Origin of the sequence: Acinetobacter sp. V110_1 (genome assembly GCF_031798975.1) — a bacterium.
GTDB lineage: Bacteria > Pseudomonadota > Gammaproteobacteria > Pseudomonadales > Moraxellaceae > Acinetobacter > Acinetobacter nosocomialis_A.
In genome coordinates this window covers 37,086-57,500 of sequence record NZ_JAVQNN010000030.1, presented here as the reverse complement: position 1 = coordinate 57,500, position 20,415 = coordinate 37,086, and the positions used below count along the sequence as shown (strand labels likewise).

Here is a 20,415-nt window from a genome sequence, read left to right as displayed (position 1 = left end):
AGTCACAGGTTTGAACATAGCTTGGATACTTTGAATCGTATGAGACGAATTATTTACCAACATTGAAGTTTGGTAGGCATAGCTGTGTGTGGAAGCATATAAAAACATTGGCTTCTCCCCATTTCTAGCGAGAAACTAAACAGATAAGCGCTTGAAGTACTTGATTACAAATAAAGTAATTTGTATAGGTTTAATCTAATTTTTTACAAAGCTATCTCATTGCAAGATAGCCCTTCCTAAAGGTGATCTTGCTCAGTATTGGCTTTGGTTTAATTGATAATTAAACTCGAACCTCGAACAACTACCCATTTAGGATCTCCATTAAATAAACTCGCGGCAAGTATATGTTTTACTCTGCAACACACAAGAATTTTTTTGTAATTTTTTATTAACAAAAATATTGACTAAAATTACAGCTCTTTGACTACCACTGTTTTTGCCATTTTGTCATGCCAACCTTGTTTTTTAGGATCAAATGCGACCCAAATAAGACCAATACAAAATACCAAAATAGAGGGAATATATCCAATATAGCGAATTAGAGATTGCATTACAGTTAACTTATTACCTGTTTTCTCATCGAGAACTTTTAAACGCATAAGACGTTTTCCAGGTGTACCTGCAAAGTAGAGCCAACATAAAACAGTATATAAAAATGGAAAAGCATAATTTACGATCAGATCAAACCAATAGTTTTGAGGTTTACTACTCATGCCTGTAGCAAATATCAAATCGTAATCTCCACGGTAAAAGATCCATGCGGCTGGAATAATGGCTAAAAAAAGAATAAGCGTATCAATAATCATTGCACCAAATCGTAACCAGAACCCTGCATATTCGTATTTATAGCTCATGCGTACACCTCACTTTTGTTATTGTTTGCCTTATACCAAAGAGACAACTTCACGTTACTTTCATCGTAAAGGAAATCTTTTTATTTTTAAATACTTGAAGTAATTTTTAATTTTCTATTTTATAGAGAATTGTAATAAAGATTATAAATAGCTATAAATACTTTTATAAATTAAAATAATATAGATCATGTTTATATATTTTATATACACCTCACTCTAGATGAGGTGGTTTAATTATTTTTATTCAGTGAGTGATATATAACAGCTGATCATTTCCAAAACAAAACATCTATTTTAAATTCTTTTTTCAATAATAATGCAGCACAGATTAGTCCTAAGCCAATAATAATCAAAAATAGACTGAGTGTTAATATGCCACCTACTATAGATAAAAAACCTAAAATAGTGATGAGATAAAATAAAACTATAATTAACTTAAACATTTAGTTTATTCAACCATTTACGATAAAATCAACTCATTCTAGCGTTTTTAGCAATAAATACTGTTCTCAAATGTTGAATACACACCTTATTTGTATTAACTCAAAAACAATATGTTAATAATTCTTGCTAAATGTTAATAACACAATGTAAAGCGTGACAAAAATCACATTTATGCTTTATTTCACTTCAAAATAGTGTTTTTCAGTAACAAGTTTTATTTTAAGATTTTTATAGAGACGATCTTTTGAGTTTTCCAATGAAGGTACAACCTTTTCAGCGAACTTATCATCCGCCATAAGTCGGGCATAAGTTTTATATCCAATCACTAGCTTTTCTGGTTCTTTGCCTGTTTGGCGGAATTCTTCAATAAGTTTACTTACTTTCTTTGCTGTTAAATCTGCCATATTACCTCTCCCCCTCAATATACTATTTGGTTATACGAGTTCAGTATGACAAAAATATGAAAAGTAATTTATTGTAAAGTTCATCTTAAAAATAAGGTTTTCCATGCACCCCTTTCATCCTGATATTCTAATTTTAAAAATTAATAAAAATCAAATATATATTTAATTTTTATTTAATTTAACTGCAACTTAATTGAATTGAGTTGTACCTTTAAACAAATGTGTTAATCTTTAAGTAAGAAAAGCTTCATACATATAACAACTTGTAAATAAGAGGAATAACATTATGAATTACCAACATATTATTGTACCTGTGGATGGTTCAGAGATTTCTTTGGCAGCAGCACGACAAGCTGCTCATATTGCTAAAGCTTTTGGTAGTAAACTTACAGCAATTAGTCTTGTTGCAGTGGATCCGTTTAGTGGTGTTGATTTTTATTACATCTCTCCTGTTGTAAAAGATTATTTTGTTGAAGCACGTGCTAATGCTGAAAAAACACTAGCGAAGGTAAAAGCCTTATGTGCTGAAGAAGGTGTTGATATTGAAACACAAATTATTCAAGGCGAAATCTCATCTGATGGCATTTTAAAAGCTGTTGAAGACTTAAAATCAGACCTAATTGTTATTGGTTCTCATGGCCGTAAAGGCTTCCAAAAACTTATTTTAGGTAGTTTTGCCCAAGACGTTCTAAACAGTACCAAAATCCAAGTTTTAGTCGTCAAAGAATAATTAGTTGATGTTAAGGAAAAGCCTAATCAATCGATTAGGCTTTTCTACATATAAACTGCGCAAGTTTTACACAGACTAAAAATCGTTATAAGATAACGTTGTTATATTTTCTATTTTTGTGAGTCACGCCAATGAAGTAAGTCTTTTTTCTCATCAATTTTCTCTTTTTTGATGTGCAAAATAGACTATTTTTTTAGTGACTTAACGTCTTTATTTAAAGTTTAACTTTCCTATTTTGTACATCCTGTATTTATGAGGTTTTTTTTATGACTCAGCAGGCATATGTAATATCGCAACTCACTTTAGAATTTCCTTCAAAAGTGATGTTTAAAGAATTGAATTTCTCACTTGAGTATCATCAAGTATCCGCTTTAATTGGTCGTAATGGCCAAGGTAAGTCCTTACTTATGCAATTGCTCCAAGAGATTTCACCCACTGAGGAAATGCACATCAGTGGGCAAATTACTTGGCAGACAAAGCATGCGTATTTATCTCAATTAACGCGTCTTTCTTCATCCACCATTGCAGAAGCTTTAGACATTGACCATCTCTATAAAGCTTTGCAAAGAGTAGAACAAGGCGAAGCTGAATTCGATGATTATGATTTATTAGAAGGCAATTGGGACCTCCCTTCTGTTTGGGAAGCATTATTGCGATCGGCCCACATACCAACCGATTTAAACTTTCCTGTGAAACAGTTAAGTGAAGGGCAAAAAACCAAGTTAGCTTTAGCAGCGTTATTTTTAAAAACCGATCACTATTTATTACTTGATGAACCAAGCAACCATCTTGACCAAGATGCTAGACAATGGTTGATTTATCACCTTAAGAAGCATCCAGTAGGTGCTCTTATCATTAGCCATGATCTCACTTTACTAAATGAAGTCGACCATATTTATCATTTAAATGAACATGGTTTACAGCACACCACAGGAAACTATGAAAATTTTTATGAGCAATACCAAACGCAGATTCAAGCTTTAGAGCAGTCGGTACACCAACATCAACGTGAAGTTAAGCACATGAAGCAGAAGCAACATGATGTTTTAATGAAAGCACAGAAACGTGAGCGTGCCGGTAACAAACTTCGTGATTCAAATTCACAAGCTAAAATTTTGCTCGACTTTAAAAAAGAACAGGCTGGGCAAAGCTTAGGAGCAATTCAGTCTCAACATCAGCGTCAAATTGATCAAAGCCAGCAAGACTTAAAGAATAAAAAAATACTTTTGGAAACTGTTAAGCCTCAGCAGTTTGTATTCCCCTCGTTTCAAAAACGCTCAGGAGAAATTCTTAGAGTTCATGACTTAAAGCTTAACTATGGAACCCAGCAGCCCATTAATTTTGCCCTCAAAGCGTCTCAAAAAATTCATTTGATGGGTCGTAATGGTATTGGGAAATCAACTTTGCTGAAACAGATTGTTCAATCTGCTGTAGTGCCCACAGATGAAATTAGCCTATTTGTAAATTGCTTTTATCTTGATCAGAACTTTAGCTTTTTGTTAGACCATTTGTCTGCTGTTGAAAACTTAAGAAACATTAACCCTAATATTTCTGAGTTAGAGTGGAGAAATCTACTAGGTCAGCTTAGGCTTCGTGGTGAAAAAGGGACTTATCCTTTAGCTCAACTGAGTGGGGGTGAGAAGTTAAAAGTCGCATTGTTAGGTTTGAGTCATGCAGAGACTATGCCTGAACTTTTATTACTCGATGAACCAGAAAATCATTTGGATGTTGAATCAAGAGAACTATTTGCAAATGCTATTTCTAGCTATGAGGGTGCTGTATTATTAGTCTCTCACGATTTAGCTTTTGTTGAAAAGTGCGGAATTCATGAGTCAATTTATTTAACTTAATATATTTTCAATCTTATATAAAAGCTCTAACTATGAGAGCTTTTATATAAATCTTTTAATTATCACTTTATATTTTTATTATTTAATATTTGAAGATCTAAACTAAAAGATACGGTTCTATTTTTTCGTGCACTATTTCTCATTTGATAAACTTGAATAATATAGTCACCATCGACTGGTAGTACTAGTTCTCCTGAAGAACCCATAGTCGAACCTACCAATAATGCTTTATCTTTGCCTGGCTTTTTACCGGGAGCAAAAACATTAATATAAGCTAAGTTACTATAACTATTAATGTTAAATTTTAAAACCTGACCACTTTTTGCAAAAACTCGATACCTTACATCATCATACCCCTGAAATTTCCCTGTTAAAGTTGCTTGATCAGAACCTTTTAAAAAGCTTACTTTGTTTTCAACATTTTTAGCAGTTACGGTTAAGGGTAAGGTTGCAATTAATCCTGTTAATAATAAAATTTTAATGATTCTTTTCATTTTAATCCTCGAAATTCTTTTAAATAATGATAAAAAAGATACGTTTTATTAAATTTTACTTTATGTATAAGTTTGATGAGTAACGTTTGAGTTTGTATATCTTTTAATAGTTGTTCAAAAAATATATGTCATGAAACTTTAACTTGCCAGCTCAGAAAAACCACCTTAGAATCCGCGCAACGAATTTTTAGGGGCTTCATTGTGAGTACTTGCTCGATTGATAAGAATAAATCATCGACTCAGATCTAAGTATCCACTAAAGCTCATTGGCTCTCTTGTGGATTTAAGAGAGTCCCTCCTTCTTGCTTTATTTCTTATTTATCTGTCTTTTTGAAAGATGAGTAAATACTTGCATATGCTCCTTGTTGTATTGGAGTCATCAATGCTATTTCTTAATTTTAAAAAATCTGTCGTTTTTTTTAGCACTTGCTTGGCATTTATTTCTAGCTATGCTGGACGACCTATGGTGGTTGATGATGCTTCTTTAGTTCCTGCCCATTCTTGTCAACTTGATTCATGGATGCAGAATAACCCTAAAGACAAAGAATATTGGGTTATTCCTTCTTGCAATATAGGTGGCAATTTTGAGTTTGGTGTAGGTATGGGGCGCCATTTTTCTGATGACACAGGTAATGCGACTTATACAACTGTTCAAGGGAAAACGCTTATAAAACCACTTGAGACAAATAACTGGGGAATTGGCGTTTCATTTGCGACTCAAATTAATAACAACCACACTTCTGAAAAAGATTGGACTGTGAATGTTCCCTTAAGTATTTCTATGCTAGATGACCATTTCTTAGTTCATACCAATGTGGGTTGGCTTAGAGAACATACCACTCACCGCGAGCAAACCACATGGGGTGTGGGAACAGAAACATTCATTACGAAACCTTTAACATTGACTGCTGAAGTTTATGGAAATGATCGAAGTGATTCATTTTATCAAACCGGCATTAAGTATATGTTGTACAAAGAGAATGTTCAGTTCAATGCAAGCTATGGTAATCGTTTAAATCAGACCAAAGATGACTCGTTTTTCTCAGTTGGTTTAGTTCTTGTGACTAACCCATTTTTCTAAGTGAAAATGTGATTTAAAAAGCCCATCAATAGATGGGCTTTTTAATTTTATGAGTCTTTATCTAATGAATGTGGTGTCGTGGTTTTGTCTTGCTGCTTGGTATCATTCTCGCCTTGGCAGGCTGCAACAGAGATTGAAACGATTGCTGCTAAACCTAGGGTAGCTATAATTTTAGTCATATCTTACCTCATACAGTTTCCATTGATTAGCTTATAAATACTGGCTATCAATATTACGATCAGCATAGGTTTATAGACTTTTTTGTACTTCTCACTTAGAAATGTAAATTAGAAAAAATCACCTTTAACCAATTTTTTAATGACAAAGAGGTGAGAAATTTTAGATGTGGTATGAATTAACGTTTTAGCTCATTACTTTAATTATCGCTCTGTGGTTAAGCTTTTTATTAGTTGTAAGAAACACAAAAATCAAGCCGATCATGTTGTTGCTTAAAGCAGGTCCAAGAGTCTTTTTCAGGAGCTTCAATAATCTTTTTAGTTTTGAAATCACGATAATAAATAGTCGCATCTTTTAAATTCGATAAATTACTTCCCACAGACACACATGAATCTTCATGAGAACAAATATTTGATTCTTTTATAAATACTTTGCTATTTGGAAAAGTTAATCTTTCAAAGTTAGAACTTAAGTTATTTGTAGAAGAAAGTAAGCAAGACACCGTACTATTTTTACCATTCACTACAAAACAGCTTTTACTGACTTCGAAGGGCTCTTGAGCGAACGTACCCGTAGCATAAGGCAATAAAAATAATGTAATAAGGCGCTTCATGTTCTTTCTCTCTATTCAACATTTAGTCCAAAACTGCCTATAAATATTCAGACTACATTTAATTTAGCTGTCTATAATACCTGTATTAAGTTTAGTTAAATATTTACTATTTGATAAATTTTACAAAATATTCAAAAAATTAACTTATAGAATGGTTATGTACTCACTTTAACGTTATTCGTCTAAAATCTTCCAATCCGTACCAATTTGCGCCAGCGCTGGCAACTCATCACTATTAAAAACATTCTGGTTATCATCAACAGCAAATCGATAAAGTGGTATTGAATCCGCTTGTGTTTTCTTAAAAAAACTAAAATCTTCGGTAATATGTATTAGGTCCACTGACCGATTATCTCCGCCTATTTTGTTTACTCCAGTACCTGACGGTATATGTATATAACTTTCACAAGTTACTTCGATGATATTCCCATTCAAATCTTGATATGAACATTTCATGACTAAGTCCTGCCATAAGTTTTAGAGATGTGTAGAAAAACTTAACATGCTATACAGATAAGTTATGGAAGTTTTTATGATGTAATTGTTTTAAGTATGTATATCGTGTTGAAAACTGAAAGATTTACTATTATGTAAGACTGATAAGAAATTACCCTTTAAAAAAAGCACCGTTACCGGTGCTTTTTTTTATTTACATTTCCCATGAGGGCTGTTTATTTCTTCTTTTAAAGAATCAATATCCATTTTAATTAATTCTTTATCATTAGTTGCTTCTAGTTCAGATTTCTTCATGAAAGCTTTATATTCCTTAAATCTAGTAATAATAAATTCATCATATTGCAGTTCAGATTGCATATAAGTACATTCTATTGAATCTAGCTTTTTTCTTTGCGAACTAGTTAGATTTTTATTCGCATTCTTTTTGATAAAAGCATCTCTTTGTGCTTGAGTTGTATGGAATTTTTCTAAAAGACTATGATATTCCTCTTCAAAACTTGTGTCTGATGCAGCCATAGTATTGGTACAAATAAGTATGCCCAAGATAAAAAGTCTTAATTTCATAATATGTAATATTCGCTTATCATAATTAAAAACTGCATATTATAAGACTGTCGCGATCAAATAAAGTAAATAAACTATATAAAGAAAACCGCCCCAGAAGGCGGTTGCTGAAATTTTCCAGCGATTATAAAAGTGCGGTGGACACACACTTTTATAGGGTTTTAAACCAGATTTACTTTCTTATTATTTTTCTTATACTCCTCAGAATTAAAATAGTTCACTATCATCTTGGCATTTTCTTCCGACACGGCTTTTTTATTTTCAAGTACCGTCTGAGCTTCTTTTTTTACGTTAAAGTCGGCTGGCACAATACTTGAAAGTGGTGGCAGTTTTGGCTGTCCACCAATCGTGATTCTTTCAATAAAGCTCGCTAGCCACATAATATATTCGCCCTTGTTTTTATATTTAGGCATTAAGCTCATGTCGAGTTTAATCGTACATTCATTTAAAGGTTTACTTAGACATTCTTCAAAATCTATAAAATTGTATTTGAGTTTACAGGGGGTTCCCTTTATCTCTTTTCGAATAATGCTGACTAAATTATTCAGTTGTTCAATCAGGTTATCAAAGAATAATTTATCTTCTTCAAATTTTTTATAGACCTTCTCGGCAATTGTTAGAAATTTTGGCATGGGTCCTTCCCTCCTATTCTGACTTTGGTGGTTAATCAGATTTTTAGGGAAGTATGATGGATATATTATTGCAGTATGTAAGTCTTGAAATGGCAAATGTAATCAATAAGAGTGTTCTGAAACCGAGTTCCATAATACGCCACAACAATTGAATAAAATGCAAAATTCATCGCATTTTTGGTGCGGAAAGATTTTATAGTTGGTAATAATTTTCTGAAAAAAATTAAGCTCATCAATAATATTATTTGACTTAGATTTTTTGTGATTTCTTAGCTAAAAATAGAATATAGGAATATTTGAATTATTTTTATTTACTGCCTTGCTGAATAACGAGGTGATTTAGTCGAAGAATAAAAGTTAACCCTATATTCAGCAAGGTCTTCTATGGTTTATATTTTAGATTGATGCAGCTTATGCACTACTTAGCGCTGCTTCAAACATTTCAATAATTGCTTTGGCTCCTTCAGCCTTTTGCCTTGCGTCTTGATCATCGAAGATAACCGTTTCATCATTGAGTTCACTCACATATCGCCGGGCTTCGTCTAGAGCTCTCCTTAATTTTTGTACTTTGTGTTTGTTTACGTCTTTGGCAATGGTTGGCGCATATCCTCCACGTTTTGCGTTTTTAAGTTGTCTAGCTCTGTTCTCTATTGCTGTAGCCATTCAAACACTCCAACTCACCTAACAAATTTTAGTAAAGCAACTTTATTGTTTGTTATTCTTAAACATTTAGTATTTTCTTTGTTCAAAGTGTCAAATTCGTTACTTAAGCCTCACTCCTTAAAAATTTTAGATCGAGTTTGCTTAAAAATCAGCCTATTCTAAGTTATGAAACGCGCATAACTCATATAGTCAATTTATACCGCTATTTAATAATAATTTTCCAAAAATATTTATAAATTAATGTATAAAAATATTAAAAAAATGCTATCTACTTGAAAATTCAAAGAAGATAGCATTCTTGTACCACTTACTCTACTGTAAGTTTTTGAAAATCATGGCCTGATGGTGCCTGATACACTCTTAAACCAAACTCAGGCAAAATCGCGATGAGATGGTCAAAAATGTCGGACTGAATTGCTTCATAAGAAACCCATGCAGTGGTATTAGTAAAGGCATAAATCTCTAATGGTAGACCTTCACTCGTCGGTTGTAATTGACGAACAATTAAAGTTTGATTTTGTGCGATTCCTTTGTGCTGACGCAAATAGAATTCAACATATGCTCTAAATGTTCCGATATTGGTTAAACGTCTTTTGTTATAGCGAGACTGACTACCTAAATGCTTATTGAACTCGTCAATCTCAGATTGTTTAGCATTGAGATATTGATCTAACAATAGAAAATCTTTTAGCTTTTGCTGCTCTTCTTCGGTCATGAAGTGCACACTACTCTGGTCAATGAAAAGCGAACGCTTCATACGACGGCATCCAGCATTACTCATACCACGCCAGTTTTTAAAAGTGTCTGTTACGAGTTTATTGGTTGGGATAGTGGTATAGGTTTTATCAAAGTTCTGAACTGTCACGGTATGCAATGAAATATCAATCACATCACCATCGGCATTCAGCGACGGCATTTCAATCCAGTCCCCTATACGTACCATGTCATAAGATGCAATTTGCACACTCGCGACCAATGACAAAATCGTATTTTGGAAAACCAACATTAATACGGCGGCCATTGCACCGAAGCCAGCAAGCAAGGTGAATACATCCTTTTTAAGGAATGTACCTAAAATCATCAAACCGCAAACAACAAAAATAATGAGTTTAACGAGTTGTAAATAACCTTTAATCGGCTTGTTTCTCGATTTTGGATTACGCTGATAGATTAAATTAAATATATTTAATAATTCACTGATCGTGAGCGCAATAGTCAGGAAAATAAATGCTTGCGCACCCATCTGCACTAAAGCAATTGCTTTTTCGGATAGATGCGGAACTGTTGTAATCCCATTCATAATGACAATGGCGGGCACAATATTGGCAAATCGCTTAATAACACTATGCTGAGCAAAGACTGACTGGTTAAGTGACTTGATTTTAGTCACTAAATGACGGATTCCCCGAACAATAATTCGCTTAGCAATAAAATTTGCCAAAGCAGCAAATAAAATCAAAATTGTGAGTGAAACTATCATTTCTAGCCAAGGATAGTTGCTTAACTCAGCTTGAAGATCACGATAATAATTAAAAAAATCCAACCCTTTACACCTTAAAACTTTATTTTCAATAATTTTAAAGTGTTCGAGTGTTATAGATTAAGGCTTGTTTACATATGTCGTCATAAATACAACACGTCTATAATACTTAATCGCTAAATTAGATTAATTTATGGAAATATGATTCACACAGGCAATAAGTGAATCTTCTTTTTTAAATAAAACTGTTCCATTCAACACGGCTCTAGCTTCTTAGCTCCTTCATAAGGAGTGCTCGTTTTATCAAATTACAGCTTTTTTGTTTCAATAAACTTCCCTTTGAATGGAGAATTTTGAGTAAAAAAACTTTCTCCATAAATTATTTACCTTTATTTTTTGTCAATTAACTCATTTTTTCACTGTGATCAATTTTTATAAAATAGTAAGTTTCTGCCTATCTGCTTATATTTAAAAACTTTACTAATTTAAGCATTTGTAAAATATACATTTTATTATTCAAAGTATTAGTCTAAAAAATTTAGTGAAAATTCCTATAACACCCCCTGTTTTTTCTTTACAAACAGCAACAATCTTGGAATAAATCGTAATAATAATTTAATTAATAATAATTATCATTTACAACACATAAAAACCTGAGAAGATCTGCCATGATCCATGAAAATATTCTCGAATGCATAGGTAAAACGCCACTATTACAACTATCAAGGCTATTCACGCATCAATCGATCTCAGTGATTGCGAAAATGGAATTGTTAAACCCAGGAGGAAGTATTAAAGACCGTCCAGCATTATTCATGCTACAGGAAGGCTTAAAATCTGGAGTAATTCATAAAGATAGTCATATTGTTGAAAGTTCTTCAGGAAACTTAGCAATTGCGCTTGCAATGGCATGCAAAATATATGGATTAAAATTTACTGCTGTTATTGACCCGAAAATTGCCTCAGCAAACTTACAAATGCTGAAGCTCTACAAGGCCAATATCGAAATGGTCTCTGAAAAAGACCAAAACGGCGGTTACTTAAAAACCCGAATTGACACCGTAAAACGGCTCTGCCAACAACTGCCAAATGCTGTTTGGATTAACCAATATGCAAATCCAAACAACTGGAAAAGCCATTACTTTGGTGAAGCAGAAGAAATCCTAAGTCAAATTGATCGCAAGATTGATTACCTCGTAATTGGAGCAAGTACCTCCGGCACGATTATGGGCGTATCTCGTCGTCTTAAAGAAAGATTTCCAGAATTAAAAGTCATCGCAGTCGATATTGTCGGTTCCGTATTGTTCGGTGGCACATCTGGTCCACGCGAAATTCCTGGCATTGGTGCAAGTACTGTCCCACCGCTACTCTCCCCCGATGAAATTGATGATGTCATTTATGTAGATGACTATGAGTCGGCACTGGGTTGCCGAGAACTTCTTGAACATGAAGGAATCTTTGCAGGCGGTTCGAGCGGCTCATCTATTTCAGCCATCAAAAAACTGATTCCAACCATTCCAAAAGGTTCATGCGTCTTAACGCTGTTGCCCGATCGCGGCGACCGTTATCTCGATCTGGTTTATGAAGATGAATGGTTCGAAATGATCAAGAAGCGTCACTTCAATCGAAACACACGACGCCAAGAAAACCTTACTTTACAAAATGTTGTTTAACTTTCTCCTTAGGACATATTCATGAGCAATTTGGCTACCCTTCGCTATTTAAGTCAATCAGATTTATTAAATCTTGGCGCAAATCATAGTAATTCATTTATTGAAGCGATTACTGAAGGTTTAACCCTGCATGCAAATAAACAGTTTGTACAACCCTTAAAACCATACCTTCGCTGGCAAGGTGCAGACCATATTGCAGACCGTATTATCGCTATGCCTTGTTATTTAGGCGGTAATGACCCGATTGCCGGAATTAAATGGATTGGTTCAAGACAACATAACCCTAAAAAATTCAATATTCCGCGTGCGAGCGCGCTGATTGTTTTAAATGACTCAGAAACAAATTATCCGGTTGCGGTGATGGAAGGCAGCTTAATCAGTGCAATGCGAACTGCGGCAATTACGGGTGTTTCAATTAAATATCTAGCAAAAAAAGACTTTTCAGACATTACTGTAATTGGCTGCGGACCAATTGCGCAAATGCAAATTAAGACTGTGCTTGAACAATATGCTCAAGTGAAAAAAATCCATTTATTTGATGTAAACCCTGAAGCGGCTGAAAAACTCAAAGCGTTGTTCTTATCAGAATATCCAAATTTAGAAATTGAAATTCATGACAGTGCTAAGTCTGCTATTCAGCAAGCCGATGTCCTCATTACCTGCACAGTCTCAGATAAACCTTACATTCCATTTGAATGGCTTAAAAAAGGCTGCTTTGTTTCAAACATTTCAATTATGGACATTGAACCTGAAGTCTTCTTAAAAGTGGACAAAGTGATTGTAGATGACTGGGACCAATCAAACCGAGAAAAGAAAGTCATCAATGTACTGGTTGAAGATGGCTTATTCAGCCGTGAAAAACTACATGCTGAACTTGGCGACATCATTATTGGTCATAAAAACGGCCGCGAACACGAAGATGAAATCATTTTGCTCAACCCAATGGGCATGGCGATTGATGACATTGTCTGCGCTAAGTGGTTCTTCAATGCCGCACAAGAACAAAACGTTGGCACGGTTCTACCGCTTTTATAAGAAAAGGAATAACTAAAATGTTAGATCGGATTTACACAGCACAACTACAAAAAACGATAGATGCACTCTACATGGAGAATTATGGAGATTTTAAAGATCATATTTCCTATAAAAAGCCTTATTTGGCAATTACTCTCAATGATGAGTTGGAACTCTATTTCAACTGTTTAAAAGTAGATGGTGTAAATCCTTTCTATGTTACCCAACCCGAAATTTTGCTTCATAACCTGTTGAGCAATACGACATCTAAAATTTCTATTTCTGAAGTTTTCAACTATTTAACGAAAGCAACTTGGTGGCCGTCACCACACCATCAAAAAGCGATTGATTACTGGCTAGACAACTTAGTAACGGCTGAAAAAATTCCTCAAATTTTACAGTCAGCCCTTTCATTTTCTTCGCCTTTGATTACTAGTGAATTGCTATCGCTGGTCGCTGACCGTCCATTTCATCCATTCGCGCACTCAAAAGGTGAACTCGCTCCGCTCACAACTCAAAAAGAAATTGAGGTGTACTGGTGGGCATTTAAAAAAGATGACGTGATCAATAATATGGAGTCGACTCCTCATAAAGAGCTTCTGTTAGCAGAAGCTGAGGAAAGTAGTCTTATTGCTGACAAAATGGCTGACCTTTCAGATGACTACTTAGCCCTACCTTTGCTAGAGACTCAACATCGCTATTTAAAGTTTGATGAAAATAAGTACGAAGGTATTGACCTAAACCATGTCACCACAATTGGTTTACCGACTTCTTCTTTAAGAACGCTTATTCACAACGCAAACCCTACTCTGCATTTAAAACTCTCAACCAATGCCAAGACATTAGGTGCAATCCGCTCTATGCCAGGCCGTTATTTAATGAATGGGCATACGGCTTATGATTTTTTAAATGACGTTATTAATGAAACTTCTTTATTAAAAAATCGCCTCTTTTTGAGTAATGAAACCCACTGGTGGGTACTGGGTAAACAAGAGCCGATTGTAAAAAATTTAGGTGTAATTGGTTGCCAAGTCCGACATTTACCCGACTTTTGTCAAGATAAAAATGTCACGCCAATCACTATGTCAGCTTTAAGCTGTACTTATATAGACCCTTGGGAAACTTTAGGCGTTGAAGGTGACAAATGGACATTACTAAAAGACTTAAGTGTTCATTTTATTCAAACATTCTTAACCCTTTGGTCGAAAGGCATCATGCCTGAATGCCACGGGCAAAACACCATGGTGTGTTATGAAAATAACAAGTTGAAATGCTTTATTTTACGTGACCACGATACCTTAAGAATATGTACCACAGCCATTAAAGAAAGTGGTTTTACACCTCCGATTTATACCATTGATACCAGCACGCCGAACAATCTTATCTTTACTAAAAATGAGGACTTATTTAATTACTTCATTACTTTAGGGATTCAAATTAACCTCTACCCGATTGCTTTAGCTACCTTGAAATATACGGATCGAACGGAAAACGATTTCTGGGAGATGGTTCAAGACATTATTCAAGATTTTGTAGAAACCCAACCGATTTCAGAGCATACAAAATCCCAGATTCGAACCTATCTTTTTGACAATAAGACTTGGCCGTTCAAACAGCTACTTACACCTTTACTCGCTCAAGAAAGCGACTCAACAGGCATGCCAAGCAAAATCGGAACGACCCCGAACCCTTATCACAGCTTATCTATTTCTAGCTATGAGACCATGGATATCTAAATCATGCGCTCATCTCGCCTAGATCATTTCATTATTTTGCTCTGTCAGTTTTTTTCCACTTTCGGGCTCATGGTGCTTATTCCGATCATGCCGCTTTATATGGAAAAACTGACGGCGCATATGAGTGCTCCCACTATCTGGGCAGGTTTGGCACTCGCGGCTCCAGCTATTGGCAGTTTATTTACAGCACCGATTGTTGGTCATCTATCCGATACATTCGGTCATAAAAAAGCCTTGCTACTTTCTTTGGCTGGGTTCTGTATTTCAATACTGCTCATGGCGAGCGCCCAGCATTTATACCTGTTTATTTTCGCGCGAATTTTACTCGGGTTTTGCGGTCTCTCAGTCATTTTAAATGCTTACGTTTCATATCTCTCGAATGAACAACAACGAGGCGCTGCTTTTGGGCAACTACAAAGTAGTGTCGCGCTCGCTTGCCTATGTGGTCCCGTACTCGGCGGTATATTTATGGATCAATGGCGGGTTGAAGTATTACTCAACGCAACAGCATTTGTTGTGGTGACACTCATTGTGATTGCGACATTTGTATTAACCAATCCCGTTAAAACTGAAACCACAAAAACCAAAGAGAAATCCAAGCTTCCAGCTTTCTTTGATAGAACGATTTTTTCATGGTTAAGCGCTGGCATTTTGGTTCAAGCCGGTGGCTTTGGTTTGGTGTCTTGCTTCGTTTTATACATTAGTGAAATAAGCCAAAGCACTCATTCATCGTTATCTGCAGCAAGCTTAACAGGAACCATTCATGCGCTTTCATGGGGAGCAGCCTTTATTGCTGCGACCTATTGGGGAAAAAGAAATGATGATAAAGGAGATTCTTTTAATAACTTCGTTTACGCATCTTTAATTTGCGGTATCACGATTTTCGCATTGATCTGGGTTTCAAATATTTGGCTAGTTCTTGTATTACGACTCATACAAGGCTTTTGCTTTGCAGCCCTGATTCCTTCGATCTTACACACCATTTCTCTAAAAGCTGGCGCTCAAAGCCAAGGAAAAGTGATTGGCATTTCTAACAGTGCCTTTGTCTTAGGACAGCTTATTGGCCCAATCACCATCACGCTCACTTACTCATTTTTCAATATTACCGCGGCATTAATCTGCACCTCACTATTTTTTATCGGTGCGGGATTAGTGGTGATTTTGAACAGATTCTTAATGGATACAATTTTAGAAGAGGCACAAGAATGAACTCAATTATTACAACAGATGCATGGTCTTATAAACTTTTCGAGCAATACCTGAATACTTTCTTTCGTGAACTTAAAGTGAATCTTGAAAAGAACATTATCCCAGCTCAAGATTCTCCTTTATTCACCCTATATGCAGAGCAACCAGACACCCTATGTTTTGCTTATACGTTTAATGCATCTAACACGGTTGTTTATGGCGCAGTTCAGCACTTATCAACTACGGGTTATCACAGATATCACCGTGGTTTTGTTCTGCAAAATTTGAACGACAATACGTTTGACTCGCTCACCGACCCTAAACATTTAGTGAAGCTGATTACAGATGAACTGAATAGCTTATTTAAAGATAAAAACCAAAATAAAAATCTGTACTCCGATATTGCCAATAGTATCGAGAACACAAAATTCTTTTTAGAAAATAAGCCATCTCAAACAGCAACTAAAGCATTAAGTGGTTTTCAGGCTACTGAACAAGGCATGCTATATGGGCACCCTTTTCATGTGACCTCTAAAGCCAATTTAGGTTTTTCTAAAGAGGACATGAAAAAGTATAGCCCCGAGTTAGGTACAAGTTTTCAACTCCACTACTTTGCAGTTCATTCGTCTTTAATCCAAAAACTGGTCAGCGAGACCGAACCTTCTCACCATATTGAAGATGAAGTTTTAGAAGCAGCAAAAGATCGTTTGCAAGAGAACTTCACTAATTATGAACTGATGCCAACCCACCCTTGGCAAGCCAATTTCTTACTTCAACATCCGTCTTTAAAAAAACATTTAGACAGCCAAGATGTAATCTATCTGGGCGCTTTAGGTCAAACGGTATGGCCGACCTCATCCGTTCGTACTGTGTGGCTACCTCAATCGACCCTATTCTTAAAGCTTTCCATTGATGTGCGAATTACCAGTTTCATTCGTAATAACCCAATGGATGAAATGGAACGCGCGATTGATGCGAGCAAAATTATTATTAATCACAAGATTAATGAACAATATCCAGACCTTGTGATTCTGCCGGAGTTAGAGGCAAAAACAGTCAAAATTCCAGAGCTTGAGAGTTCATTTGGCATTATTTATAGAGCAGGGCTCACGCCAGAGGTATTAGAAAATACCCGAATGCTAGGTGGCTTGGTTGAAGAAAATGAAAACCATGAAATCCCACTTTTAAGCTTTATTCAACAAGCAGCACCGAATCAAAACTTACAATCGAACGATGCCAAAGACTTCATTACTTTTTGGTGGAAACAGTACATTAAAGTTTCGCTTATTCCATTAGTTGAATTGTTTGCAAATAAAGGCATTAGCGTAGAAGCGCACATGCAAAATAGCTTAATGGAATTTAAAAACGGTTATCCACACCGCCTTATTCTTCGAGACATGGAAGGCATTAGCATTGTTCCAGAAATGATAGAAGACGACTCATCTATTTCTGAAGATAGTACCGTTTGGTTCTCTCAAAAAGATGCTTGGACCTTTTTAAAATATTACCTCGTGATCAATCACATTGCCCATCTCATCAGTGCAATTGCACGCGTTACGGCCATTGAAGAATCTGAACTTTGGCAAGCCACCCGTCTTACGCTCACACAAGAAAATTTTAGCGTCAAAAGCGAGCAATACCGCGATTTATTAATTAATTCACTCACATTACCAATCAAGGCAAATATGTTAAATACGCTCTACCACAGTGGTGGCAATCCAATCTGGATTGAAGTTGAAAACCCTATTTATAAATATCGCGGTGCAGAAGCGCTTTGCCCTCTTCAACCAACACAACAAACCAATTATAAAACCCTCGCGGAAAATCGCGTGATGGGCCAATTATTAGAAGCGCTCATTTTTGAAAATACCTTTAAATATGAGTTTTCTAAAGGTCAAATCAAGTTCTATATTTCCGATACCATTTTTTATACCTGTGCGGCCAAACGACACTTTAGTTTTAAACGAATTAAGTTAGATCCTTCAAGCTTAGTTCGTTCTGATATTACTTTAGACATTGAAACTCGTCCTAACTTAAAAACGCTACTTGCCGACCTAAAAAATATTATTGAAGCTGACCCAGTTAAATGGCAAAACTTTAATGATGAACTCAATTTAACGTACGTTAAACATGCGCAAACTTTGGGCCAAGCCCCTGCTCAACCTTTAAGAACTTTGTCTTACCTAGAACAAGAAGCACGAATTACCAATGCGCATTTATATCACCCAAGTTTTAAGTCTCGTATCGGCTTCGATTTAAAAGAAAATCAAAAATATGCACCAGAGCTTTCTGAAGGTTTTACGGTTCAATGGGTGGCGACTCATAACAGTTTATGCAAACTGGTTTTAAGTGAAACCATTAACTTAGAGCAGCTTTATAAACAGCATTTTTCAGAAAAAGATCTACAAGCCATTAACCATCAATTGAAAGAGCAAAATGTAGATTTTAAAGATTATATCCTCACCCCAATTCATCCGTGGCAGTGGGATAAAATTATTGAATTGTATTATCAAGATGCGATTAGCAACCAACTGATCATCCCGTTAGATATTGAAGGTCCCACTTATTTACCACAGCAGTCGATTCGAACTTTATCAAATATTAGTGATATCTCGGCGCTTTCTCTAAAGTTAGCAATGAACTTAGTCAATACCTCTACCTCTCGTGTATTGGCACCACATACCGTTCAAAATGCTGCAAAAATGAGTGATTGGCTTTATAACATTGTTGAACAAGATCATATTTTAGAAAAACAGCGCAAGCCGGTTATTTTAAGAGAGATTGGAGGTCTTTCAGTTAATCAGCAGATCACCCTTCCTGTTCAATACGGCGCACTCGCCTGCATTTGGCGCGAAAGTATTTACAGCTACTTAAAAGAAGGTGAATCGGCCACGCCAGTAACAGGTTTAATGCAAGTTGATACAGACCACAAACCTCTCATTGATGAGTGGATTCAAGAGTATGGTATTGAGTTCTGGTTAGAAAAATTACTCACCAATGCTTATTTACCAATCATGCATATTTTATGGTGCCACGGTCTCGCTTTAGAGTCACATGCACAAAATATGGTACTGATTCATAAAAATGGCTTACCCGTTAAAGCTGCCTTGAAAGATTTCCACGATGGAATCCGCTTTAGCCGTCATCTTTTACGCGAGCCAGAGCTTTTACCAAACTTGCAAGATGCGCCAAAAGAGCATGCCAAAATTAACCCGAACTCGTTCTTAGAAACCCACTCTCCAAATGAACTCAGAGACTTTACTCAAGATGCGCTTTGGTTTGTAAATCTGGCTGAGTTAGCGATTTTCTTAAATGAACATTATGACTTCGATGAAATCAAATTCTGGACTATGTTAAGAACTATCATCAATCAGCATAAAGAAGCTCACCCAGAGTTTAGCGAACGATATGAATTGTTTAACTTTACAGATGACACCATCGATATTGAACAACTTGCAAGCCGCCGTTTCCTTCCAGAAATTCGCTTAAGAGTACAAACTACGCCGAACCCGCTTAGTCTTATTAAGGAAATTGAATATGAATAAGCATTCGATTTCTTTTAAGAAACGAATAGCAAATGGTGAGACGCTCTACGGAATATTTTGTTCCGTAGCTTCTCCGATTAATGTCGAGCAACTGGCACTTGCGGGCTATGATTTTATTATTATCGACTTGGAACATACTTTATTTAGTACGTCTCAAGTCGAAACCATGATTCTAGCCGCTAGAGCTATGTCTCTTGATGTCTTTGTAAGAGTGCCTTTAAACGCCAACCACCTAGTACTACCTCTGCTCGATGCAGGGGTAACAGGTATTGTTTTCCCACGTATTGAAAATGCGAAGCAGGCACAAGAAGCCGTGAACTATTGTCACTATATGCCGCTTGGGCAAAGAGGACTGAATTCGACTAGATTAAATCGATACGGCATGGATGATTTAGCGAGTTTTGTTCAACACGCAGCAAACGAAACAGTTGTCGTTGCCATGATTGAAAGCTTGGAAGGACTAGAACAATTAGATGAAATTTTAAAAGTCGAAGGTATTGATATTATTCTTGAAGGTGCTGCCGACCTTTCCCAATCGATGGGAATGCCGTGGCAAACTAGCCATCCAAAAGTGAAAGAAAAAGTTCAAGAGATGTATTTAAAGACTAAAAATAGCCAAAAACATTTCTGTGCTATTCCTCGACAACCTGAAGATATTGCAGCTTGGAAACAACAATCCGTTCAGCTTTTTGTGCTCGGGGATGACCGCAGCATTATACGCCGTGCCCATCAAAACCATCTAAATACCTTTAAAGACAACTCATAACTGTTCAAATCTTTTAAGGGGAATAAATGCCTATTCCCCTAATTCATTGAA

20 protein-coding genes are annotated in these 20,415 nt (G+C 35.8%); 9 read left to right on the top strand and 11 right to left on the bottom strand.

Annotated features, from left to right (window positions below):
• Positions 1-410 precede the first annotated feature (410 nt).
• From RMA95_RS11180 to RMA95_RS11170, 3 genes are all read right to left on the bottom strand, one after another.
• Positions 411-854, bottom strand: coding sequence for an RDD family protein (locus RMA95_RS11180; RefSeq protein WP_263613959.1), 444 nt, complete (start codon positions 852-854; stop codon positions 411-413).
• Between the two features lie 269 nt (positions 855-1,123).
• The gene (locus tag RMA95_RS11175) at positions 1,124-1,297 is read right to left on the bottom strand and encodes a hypothetical protein (RefSeq protein ID WP_240061580.1); all 174 of its coding nucleotides are present in this window, start codon (positions 1,295-1,297) and stop codon (positions 1,124-1,126) included.
• A 177-nt stretch (positions 1,298-1,474) separates the two neighbouring features.
• Positions 1,475-1,702 carry a hypothetical protein gene (locus RMA95_RS11170; protein ID WP_263613961.1) on the bottom strand — a complete coding sequence of 76 codons (228 nt, stop codon included), beginning with the start codon at positions 1,700-1,702 and terminating at the stop codon, positions 1,475-1,477.
• A gap of 286 nt (positions 1,703-1,988) precedes the next feature.
• Here RMA95_RS11170 and RMA95_RS11165 point away from each other — a divergent pair, with 286 nt between their 5' ends.
• Together RMA95_RS11165 and RMA95_RS11160 are read left to right on the top strand one after the other, a co-directional pair.
• Positions 1,989-2,432: a universal stress protein gene (locus tag RMA95_RS11165; RefSeq protein WP_151740140.1), complete on the top strand. Its 444-nt coding sequence runs from the start codon at positions 1,989-1,991 to the stop codon at positions 2,430-2,432.
• A gap of 266 nt (positions 2,433-2,698) precedes the next feature.
• Positions 2,699-4,282, top strand: coding sequence for an ATP-binding cassette domain-containing protein (locus tag RMA95_RS11160; protein ID WP_311070601.1), 1,584 nt, complete (start codon positions 2,699-2,701; stop codon positions 4,280-4,282).
• A 62-nt stretch (positions 4,283-4,344) separates the two neighbouring features.
• Here the strand turns inward: RMA95_RS11160 and RMA95_RS11155 are convergent, their stop codons facing one another.
• Positions 4,345-4,776: a DNA breaking-rejoining protein gene (locus RMA95_RS11155; protein ID WP_311070600.1), complete on the bottom strand. Its 432-nt coding sequence runs from the start codon at positions 4,774-4,776 to the stop codon at positions 4,345-4,347.
• 382 nt (positions 4,777-5,158) lie between these two features.
• Between RMA95_RS11155 and RMA95_RS11150 the strand changes: the two genes are divergently transcribed.
• Entirely contained in the window at positions 5,159-5,857 is a 699-nt protein-coding gene (locus RMA95_RS11150; protein WP_311070598.1) for a hypothetical protein, read from the top strand.
• Between the two features lie 47 nt (positions 5,858-5,904).
• Here the strand turns inward: RMA95_RS11150 and RMA95_RS11145 are convergent, their stop codons facing one another.
• From RMA95_RS11145 to RMA95_RS11115, 7 genes are all read right to left on the bottom strand, one after another.
• Positions 5,905-6,036: a hypothetical protein gene (locus RMA95_RS11145; RefSeq protein ID WP_263613965.1), complete on the bottom strand. Its 132-nt coding sequence runs from the start codon at positions 6,034-6,036 to the stop codon at positions 5,905-5,907.
• 227 nt (positions 6,037-6,263) lie between these two features.
• Entirely contained in the window at positions 6,264-6,647 is a 384-nt protein-coding gene (locus tag RMA95_RS11140) for a hypothetical protein (protein WP_263613966.1), read from the bottom strand.
• A 174-nt stretch (positions 6,648-6,821) separates the two neighbouring features.
• The gene (locus RMA95_RS11135) at positions 6,822-7,103 is read right to left on the bottom strand and encodes a hypothetical protein (protein WP_311070595.1); all 282 of its coding nucleotides are present in this window, start codon (positions 7,101-7,103) and stop codon (positions 6,822-6,824) included.
• A gap of 189 nt (positions 7,104-7,292) precedes the next feature.
• Positions 7,293-7,619 (bottom strand): hypothetical protein, encoded by a 327-nt coding sequence (locus RMA95_RS11130; protein ID WP_311070594.1) that lies wholly within the window; start codon positions 7,617-7,619, stop codon positions 7,293-7,295.
• 209 nt (positions 7,620-7,828) lie between these two features.
• A complete protein-coding gene (locus RMA95_RS11125) occupies positions 7,829-8,299 on the bottom strand; it encodes a hypothetical protein (protein ID WP_311070592.1) in 471 nt (156 codons plus the stop codon).
• A 411-nt stretch (positions 8,300-8,710) separates the two neighbouring features.
• Complete coding sequence (locus RMA95_RS11120) at positions 8,711-8,962, bottom strand: hypothetical protein (RefSeq protein WP_016804989.1); 252 nt, start codon at positions 8,960-8,962, stop codon at positions 8,711-8,713.
• Between the two features lie 307 nt (positions 8,963-9,269).
• Positions 9,270-10,505 (bottom strand): mechanosensitive ion channel domain-containing protein, encoded by a 1,236-nt coding sequence (locus RMA95_RS11115; protein ID WP_311070590.1) that lies wholly within the window; start codon positions 10,503-10,505, stop codon positions 9,270-9,272.
• A 605-nt stretch (positions 10,506-11,110) separates the two neighbouring features.
• Here RMA95_RS11115 and sbnA point away from each other — a divergent pair.
• From sbnA to RMA95_RS11085, 6 genes are all read left to right on the top strand, one after another.
• Positions 11,111-12,115, top strand: coding sequence for a 2,3-diaminopropionate biosynthesis protein SbnA (gene sbnA, locus RMA95_RS11110; RefSeq protein ID WP_311070587.1), 1,005 nt, complete (start codon positions 11,111-11,113; stop codon positions 12,113-12,115).
• Between the two features lie 21 nt (positions 12,116-12,136).
• Positions 12,137-13,150, top strand: a complete 1,014-nt coding sequence (sbnB, locus tag RMA95_RS11105; RefSeq protein ID WP_002115662.1) for a 2,3-diaminopropionate biosynthesis protein SbnB — start codon at positions 12,137-12,139, stop codon at positions 13,148-13,150.
• Between the two features lie 71 nt (positions 13,151-13,221).
• Complete coding sequence (locus tag RMA95_RS11100) at positions 13,222-14,865, top strand: IucA/IucC family protein (protein WP_311072256.1); 1,644 nt, start codon at positions 13,222-13,224, stop codon at positions 14,863-14,865.
• Positions 14,866-14,868: 3 nt separating this feature from the next.
• Positions 14,869-16,074, top strand: coding sequence for an MFS transporter (locus RMA95_RS11095; RefSeq protein WP_311070584.1), 1,206 nt, complete (start codon positions 14,869-14,871; stop codon positions 16,072-16,074).
• Positions 16,071-19,598: an IucA/IucC family protein gene (locus tag RMA95_RS11090; RefSeq protein WP_311070582.1), complete on the top strand. Its 3,528-nt coding sequence runs from the start codon at positions 16,071-16,073 to the stop codon at positions 19,596-19,598. The genes RMA95_RS11095 and RMA95_RS11090 overlap by 4 nt, the downstream gene beginning before the upstream one ends.
• Positions 19,591-20,364 (top strand): aldolase/citrate lyase family protein, encoded by a 774-nt coding sequence (locus tag RMA95_RS11085; protein ID WP_311070581.1) that lies wholly within the window; start codon positions 19,591-19,593, stop codon positions 20,362-20,364. Before RMA95_RS11090 ends, RMA95_RS11085 begins: the two co-directional genes overlap by 8 nt.
• Positions 20,365-20,415 lie beyond the last annotated feature (51 nt).

Bases quoted from the DNA above. Each gene is read 5' to 3' on its own strand.
- RMA95_RS11170 (WP_263613961.1), bottom strand. From the start codon at position 1,702: ATGGCAGATTTAACAGCAAAGAAAGTAAGTAAACTTATTGAAGAATTC.
- RMA95_RS11155 (WP_311070600.1), bottom strand. From the start codon at position 4,776: ATGAAAAGAATCATTAAAATTTTATTATTAACAGGATTAATTGCAACC.
- RMA95_RS11135 (WP_311070595.1), bottom strand. From the start codon at position 7,103: ATGAAATGTTCATATCAAGATTTGAATGGGAATATCATCGAAGTAACT.
- sbnA (WP_311070587.1), top strand. From the start codon at position 11,111: ATGATCCATGAAAATATTCTCGAATGCATAGGTAAAACGCCACTATTA.
- RMA95_RS11100 (WP_311072256.1), top strand. From the start codon at position 13,222: ATGGAGAATTATGGAGATTTTAAAGATCATATTTCCTATAAAAAGCCT.
- RMA95_RS11085 (WP_311070581.1), top strand. From the start codon at position 19,591: ATGAATAAGCATTCGATTTCTTTTAAGAAACGAATAGCAAATGGTGAG.
- RMA95_RS11160 (WP_311070601.1), top strand. From the start codon at position 2,699: ATGACTCAGCAGGCATATGTAATATCGCAACTCACTTTAGAATTTCCT.
- RMA95_RS11150 (WP_311070598.1), top strand. From the start codon at position 5,159: ATGCTATTTCTTAATTTTAAAAAATCTGTCGTTTTTTTTAGCACTTGC.
- RMA95_RS11130 (WP_311070594.1), bottom strand. From the start codon at position 7,619: ATGGCTGCATCAGACACAAGTTTTGAAGAGGAATATCATAGTCTTTTA.
- RMA95_RS11175 (WP_240061580.1), bottom strand. From the start codon at position 1,297: ATGTTTAAGTTAATTATAGTTTTATTTTATCTCATCACTATTTTAGGT.
- RMA95_RS11095 (WP_311070584.1), top strand. From the start codon at position 14,869: ATGCGCTCATCTCGCCTAGATCATTTCATTATTTTGCTCTGTCAGTTT.
- RMA95_RS11090 (WP_311070582.1), top strand. From the start codon at position 16,071: ATGAACTCAATTATTACAACAGATGCATGGTCTTATAAACTTTTCGAG.
- sbnB (WP_002115662.1), top strand. From the start codon at position 12,137: ATGAGCAATTTGGCTACCCTTCGCTATTTAAGTCAATCAGATTTATTA.
- RMA95_RS11140 (WP_263613966.1), bottom strand. From the start codon at position 6,647: ATGAAGCGCCTTATTACATTATTTTTATTGCCTTATGCTACGGGTACG.
- RMA95_RS11125 (WP_311070592.1), bottom strand. From the start codon at position 8,299: ATGCCAAAATTTCTAACAATTGCCGAGAAGGTCTATAAAAAATTTGAA.
- RMA95_RS11165 (WP_151740140.1), top strand. From the start codon at position 1,989: ATGAATTACCAACATATTATTGTACCTGTGGATGGTTCAGAGATTTCT.
- RMA95_RS11180 (WP_263613959.1), bottom strand. From the start codon at position 854: ATGAGCTATAAATACGAATATGCAGGGTTCTGGTTACGATTTGGTGCA.
- RMA95_RS11145 (WP_263613965.1), bottom strand. From the start codon at position 6,036: ATGACTAAAATTATAGCTACCCTAGGTTTAGCAGCAATCGTTTCAATC.
- RMA95_RS11120 (WP_016804989.1), bottom strand. From the start codon at position 8,962: ATGGCTACAGCAATAGAGAACAGAGCTAGACAACTTAAAAACGCAAAA.